The organism is Streptomyces sp. NPDC091682 (assembly GCF_044756625.1).
Lineage (GTDB): Bacteria > Actinomycetota > Actinomycetes > Streptomycetales > Streptomycetaceae > Streptomyces.
The window spans coordinates 1-5,983 of record NZ_JBIVTH010000060.1 but is presented as its reverse complement, the minus strand read 5'-3'; the positions used below and the strand labels follow the sequence as shown (position 1 = coordinate 5,983).

The 5,983-nt window shown below is 67.4% G+C and carries 3 protein-coding genes and 1 pseudogene; 2 read left to right on the top strand and 2 right to left on the bottom strand.

Annotation, left to right across the window (positions count from 1 at the left end):
• Positions 1-648 precede the first annotated feature (648 nt).
• The gene (locus ACIQK6_RS42955) at positions 649-1,947 is read left to right on the top strand and encodes a hypothetical protein (RefSeq protein ID WP_402697811.1); all 1,299 of its coding nucleotides are present in this window, start codon (positions 649-651) and stop codon (positions 1,945-1,947) included.
• Here ACIQK6_RS42955 and ACIQK6_RS42950 read toward each other — a convergent pair.
• Complete coding sequence (locus tag ACIQK6_RS42950; protein WP_402697810.1) at positions 1,931-3,688, bottom strand: asparagine synthase-related protein; 1,758 nt, start codon at positions 3,686-3,688, stop codon at positions 1,931-1,933. The two genes, ACIQK6_RS42955 and ACIQK6_RS42950, sit on opposite strands and share 17 nt — an antisense overlap.
• Positions 3,689-3,749: 61 nt before the next feature.
• On the bottom strand, positions 3,750-4,376 hold the full coding sequence (locus ACIQK6_RS42945) for a lasso peptide biosynthesis B2 protein (RefSeq protein WP_329094858.1): 627 nt from the start codon (positions 4,374-4,376) through the stop codon (positions 3,750-3,752).
• A 1,175-nt stretch (positions 4,377-5,551) separates the two neighbouring features.
• On the opposite strand from ACIQK6_RS42945, the pseudogene ACIQK6_RS42940 reads away from it, so the two are divergent.
• Positions 5,552-5,983: pseudogene (locus ACIQK6_RS42940) on the top strand (transposase); the annotation flags it as partial.

Here is a 5,983-nt window from a genome sequence, read left to right as displayed (position 1 = left end):
TAGTTCACTCCCTCGGGGCGTCCGACTCACCGCCGAAACGGCACCTACGGATGCGCCGAGGGGACGGAAGATTCGGCCCGCGCCCACCCCTTGGCCAGCGCTGTGCAGATTCCGCCGCCGGGGTGCGGCTCCTTCACCGGCGCGACAGCCCGCCTGTGCTCGCGGAACCAGTCGACCGAGACGACGCCGCCGCAGTCGTGACACATGTACCCGCACTCCGCCCCAGTCCCGGCATACGGCACCCCGTGGCGGGCCACCCCGACCGAGCCCACCGAGGCGACGCCCCCGCAGGCCGTCCCGCCCCGGACGGAACCACTCCACCAGCCTCACGTAACGAGTGATCACGCCGACTGCTCGTGCAGGGGGCGGGGGTCTGCAGCTACCTCTTCGCCGTCGGCTTCCGCGGCACCTGCCGGAGCCAAGGTCATCGACCGCACTTGGGCACTTCCCGCCGCGGACCTTTCGGTTAGGCCGTCCAGAGGCATCCGGATGGTGGTCCCACTGAGCGGCACGGACGATGGTGCCCGAGCCCTCGGCGCAGCGCCGGACCGCCCGGAACGGTGCGGGAAGGTGACACCGTGCCGGTCGCGGCCGTCATCGGCACATCCGGAGCACAGCACACGGCCTGCAGCCTCAGAAGGTGATCGCGTGAGGATTCCACCCGCGTCCGGATTCAACTCGTACCTGCGGGAGCTGCGGGTACTGACGAAAGCCCAACGGTCATGGCCGACCCCGGTATTGATCCTGCTGGTCCTCCTCGTGACGGCTGGTTACCTGGGCAGGTTCGGCCACAAGGACCTCAGCGAGGCCCTGAGCTTCATGGGACGCGTCACCGGCGCCGGCCTCCTCGTGGCCTCGGCCATCGCGCTGTTGGGCGGCGCCGCGGTCATGGACTACTGGTTCTGGAAAAGCTTCCAATATTCCGGTCCGGTCGCGCTGGCCGGCACAGTCACAGCATTGTTGACCAATTTCATGCTCCTGCTTGAGGTATTGGGTGGCGACTCTCCGGGCTACATGGTGCTGTCGGGCCTGCTTGCGGCGGGTTCCGCATGGGCCGTCTTCGTGGTGTGTCGGAAATTGGGTAAGATCCCCGCCCCGAAGAAGGTGGCCACGGCGTTCATCGTATCCTCCGTATTCGCCGTCGCCAATTTTGGCTACCAAAACCTCTATCAGCCATTCCAGCACGGGGCCAGACCTGTCATCAAGCTGGCCGTGGGGAAGTATGAATTGAGCATGAACGGAGAATCGTTCGCCGTGCCGGTCGACATCACGCTCACCAACGACAGCGATGTGGGTTTCTACGTCATGGGCGCCGAGTTCCACGCCATGGGGCAAAGGGTGCCGGTGATCACGCGTGACCGGCTCCGGCAGGAATGGCGCGACGATGCCGAGAAGTGGAGAACAACCCAGGAGAAGAGCCCGCTCTCCCGCAGGGAGATCCACCACTCCGGCGAGTTGCTGGCGGCGCAGCCATGGATGGTCCCCGGCGGTTGGATCGAGGCAAGCGACACGTTCGCCATGCGAACGGTCGTGCAGCTGCCCATCAACACGCATTACGACCAAGTGGCCTTCTACGCCAGCGTGAGCCTCGCACGCAAGGACCGACTCGGCCTGGATTCGGTCCAATTTGACAGGTATTCCTGGAGCGGCGGCAAAGTGCCCCGGTGGGTGAAGGAACAGAAGGATTTCGACTCCCTCATCTACAGCGGCAGGGTTCGCGAAAACAATTCGATCGACGAACGTACGATGGACCCCCGTTTCGTCGCCGTCTATTGGGGGTTCGGCACACAGGGCGCATTCGTGTCCTCATCCATTACGCGAAAAGGCGAGGAAGATCGCGTCCTGACCGAAGCGAAAATCCGCGAGATGAACAACCGGTACGGCCTCATCGATGTCGTGACGGGCCCGATCCAACAATCGCTGTGGAACATCAAGAGCCGTCGATGACCGCCGTTGCCGCACCGAGCGTGCGGGGGCGCGGCCCCAATCCCTCCAGCCACGCCACGAGGGCAAGGGAGCTATTCAGTCGATCCCAGGATTCCGCGTTCCCCACGCCGAACCGCGCCTCCCTCACTGCCCGGCACAGCACCTGGATGTCGAACATTTCCGCGACCAGCGGATGCCTCGCGGAGCAGCAGAGGTCGACAAGTTCGTCGCCGTGCGCCCGCAAGCCGCGGGCATAGAGCTGGTCGAAGGGGATCTTGGCCGCTCGGCCGCGGATCCGGGAGGGGAGCAGATCTGCCATGGCCTCGCGCAGAACCGCCTTCGGGCGGCCCGGATGGAACGTGGCTTCAGCAGGGAAGCGGCGCATCGTGGCGATGACCTCGCGGTCGAGAAAGGGGTGCGAGAGGAAGAATCCGTCCTGCCGTGCTCGCTGCCAGGACAGCGGGTCGGGAGCAGCAAGGTAGTTGGCCGCTTCGAAGAACGACTCTTCCGGCCTGCGTCCGAACACGAAGCGGCTCTCCGCGATGCTCGCCTCACGGTAGCCGTGTGCCCGCGCAAATCCGTATCGCAGCCAGCGGGGGCGGGCGAAGCGGCCAAGGCCGCCCAGCACGGTCCCGTGGCGGTCGAGGGCAGTGATCCGTTCGGCGGCAAGTGGAAGGGTCGGTCGCATGACGTAGTCGTAGACGACCTCGCGTACGCCGCGCTCGGTGCCTGCGGCCCAGGCGCGTGCCTGCTTCGTCATCTGCCGGAGCTGGCCTGTGCGGGCCAGTCTGTGCAGGTGAAGAGGGTTGGCGTCCGCGATCGGATCCGCCCCGCAACCGGTCAGGAGAGTGTCACAGCCCAGTTCAGCCGCCTTGCCGTGGAGCCTGCTCCAGAGCGGGGCGCGAAAGGCGTGCGCATGGGGCTCGTCCGCGTCTCCCGCGTGGTGTTCGAAGTCGTCGAAGTCGGCCACGTCGTCGGCATCCGCAATCACCGGACGGGCTGCCGGTGCATGACGGCAGATCTCCTTCATCGCCTCTTCGAGGTACGGCTGCTCCCCGGCCAGCTCTCCTGTGTTGAAGCGCCCGGCGAGCAGGACGAGGTCCCCACGGAGGCCCTTTCCCGCGCCCAGCAGGCGGGCTGCGAGCAACGCGATGCTGGTGGAGTCGGTGCCGCCGGAGACGTGGCATGCCGTCATCCGGCCCGCTCGGCGCTCGACGGCGTTCTCCAGTACGAGGCGCAGGTCCTTCGCGGCCCCGCTGAGACGGAGCCCGTCTACTGTCGGTTCCGGCAGGTCGTCGGCCTCACCGACGCGCCTGTGCACCCGACCACGCAGCTGCCCGGTGATCGAGAGCTCCACCACCTCGCCGCCGAGGATCCGGTGCACACCGGAGAACGGGGTGAGTTCCGAGTGCGGTTGCGCCATGTTCCCCGTCAGGAACCGGCAGAAGTAGCTGCGTTCCAGCGCTTCGAAGTCGCCCAGACAGCGCGCCGACGTACTCACCGCGCTCACGCGCCCGCCGGACTCCCTGAAGAACAGGGGAATGCGCGCATGGTCGTCGCGGATCAGCACAATGCGGTCGCGGCACACCGGGACGGCCGCATAGTCGCCGATCGGCAGACGCGGTGTGACTCCCGGTCGGCCGACGTCGTCCAGGAGCCCGCGCGCGCCCGCCACACGGTCCCGGACCGAGCCGACCCAGCCGACGACCACGGCAGTGCCGGCCCGTGAGGAGACCGTCGTCACGAGTCCCTGCCGAGCCATGGCCTCGGCCGCCCGGAGCCTCGGTGCACCCCCGGCCCAGTCAAGGCGGAGTGCCTCCACGTCACTGCCCGCCGCATCTGATCGAGAGAACCGGCGTGTACGCGTGCCCCCGCGGATCGGCATCGGGGATGCACACGCCCGCCGAAGAGCTCCAGGCGTGCAAGGCGAACGGGTGCTCGCGCACACCGACGTGAAGCACGGCATTCAAGCCGCAGCGCCGCAGAAGGACGAAGGCCGTCACGGCCTCAGCCTTGCAGTCGTCGTTCACGAACCAGCTTCTGTGACTGTGTGATCGCAGTGCTTGTTTCAGCCGCACCACCTCCTCCACTGCAGGGGCGTCTGCACGTGCGTACACCGGGGCCGCCAAGGACAGGAGCCGAAGGACGCGCCCGAATCCCATGGCCCGGATCGACAGGTGCACTCCGCGCAGCCAGAGCCCGACCTCGACGTCCGAGTACGCCTTCCGGTGATCCGTCGCGCACCCGGCGCTGATGAGATCGGTGACGAGTTCGGCGCGTTCCTCGGGGCTTCCCTCAACGAATTTCTGAACGTCCGTCGTCGTCATGCCGAGAAAACGGGTCCGCCGCCTCCAGTCGGCGATCAGGGCTCCGCTGGACGTCCTGGTGACACAGCAATGCGGTGATAGAACCCGCGTAATGGCCACCAGGGTGTCGGTCTCCTCCGCCACCACACATACTCCAAACTCGGCCTACCGCACGGACTCTGCGGAAAGCCGAGTTCGACACGGTGGGCTGTATCAGGGCTGATATCCGTGGCCGTCGTAAAGCCCTCCACTGAAGCCTCGAATCAAACGGCCGTTGCCGATAAGAAAGAGCCGATGCGGTTTACGGCGCCGCAGCCTTCGGAAAAACATCACATACCTCCAAGATAAGGCAGCGTCGATCAATTCCAGGCTACTCTGCGTCGAATACCCCGCAACCGGACTGCACACACCGCGAAGCAGCTCGCTCGGCCATCTGACCAGCAGGATTCATCTTTGCGCAGACATGTTGATCACGACGTCGCCGAGTCTCTAGGCAGGGCGGGGGACGACCGCAAAGGGGGGTCGCACCTGTGTACGCGGAGATGGCCGCGGGGAGGCAGTACTTCTCGACGACGGTCCCGAGGTTGGCGCACTGAGCAAGCGAGGTCGGTACAACGGGCACCACCAGCTTTCGATGTCGGTCGGTGGGGACGCCGGACAGCCGACCACGCCCGGGGGCCGCAGGCGTAGCGACATCCCGAGGAAGCGGCCGGACGGCGCAGCGCGTCAACCCCCAGAGGGCCCGGCTCAGGCGGCCGCGTGCACCTTGGGCGGGCAGTCGCGGCAGCGGCCGGGGTGGGGGAACGGAAGGCGCGGTCGCAGCCGTCGCAGGTCTGGAACGGGTCCGGCTGTCTGACCGGCCTGGCCGCCGGGACGGCCGGCCGGCTCGGCGGGATCAGTGCCTCGAGCCGGTACGCGAGTACGCACGCGGGGCTGCGCATTGCCTCGGGGAGGTTCCCGGTCAGGGTCAGCCCGATGGGCTCGGGGTCCGCCCCGCGCTCCAGCCAGGCCGAGACCTTCGGTGCGAGCCGCTGTACGTCGCGCTCCGCCAGCAGCAGCCGTGGGTCGTAACGCCGCAGCCCGGCGAGCAGGTCCGCCGCCGCCCCCGGGTGCAGCTCCAGCCGCGGGGGCGCAGGCTCCGGCTCCGGGACCTCCTCCGGCTCCGGCTCCTGTACGGGCTCCCGGTCCGGCGGCGGAGGGGGCTCGTCGCCGCCGGTCAGCGGCGTCCACTCCCCTCGTCGCCGGCCCCAGTGCGCATGGGAGAGGGGCTCGAATTCGATGACCGACTGATTGCTCAGTTCGGGGCGATCGCGAGGCCACTGGGCCTACGCACCAGCCAGCTGCGCGGCAGAATCCGCCCATATCTGCCGATCGAGAGGTACGGCCCGCACCCGGAGCGGTTGCGGGAGCAGTTCGAGGGTGTGATCTGGCGGTTCCGGTCCAGTGCCCAGTGGCGGGAGAGGCCTGCCCGAGTTCGGTCCCTGGGCCACCGTCTACGGACGCTTCCGGGTCTGGCGGGACGCCGGTGTCTTCACCGCCCTGCTCGAAGGCCTGATTGCCGAGGGTGCCTGTGTGGGAAGAACGGACTTGTCGCTGGTCAGCGTGGACTCCACAACCGTCCGCGCTCACCACGATGCCGCAGGGCTGCGGGTCAGCAAGCACCTCATGTCGGCCCTGAAAGAAGCCGTGCAGGAACAGGAAACGGCCCTGCAAAAGGGGGCGGCCCGGAGGAAAAGAACGGACAGGCCGAG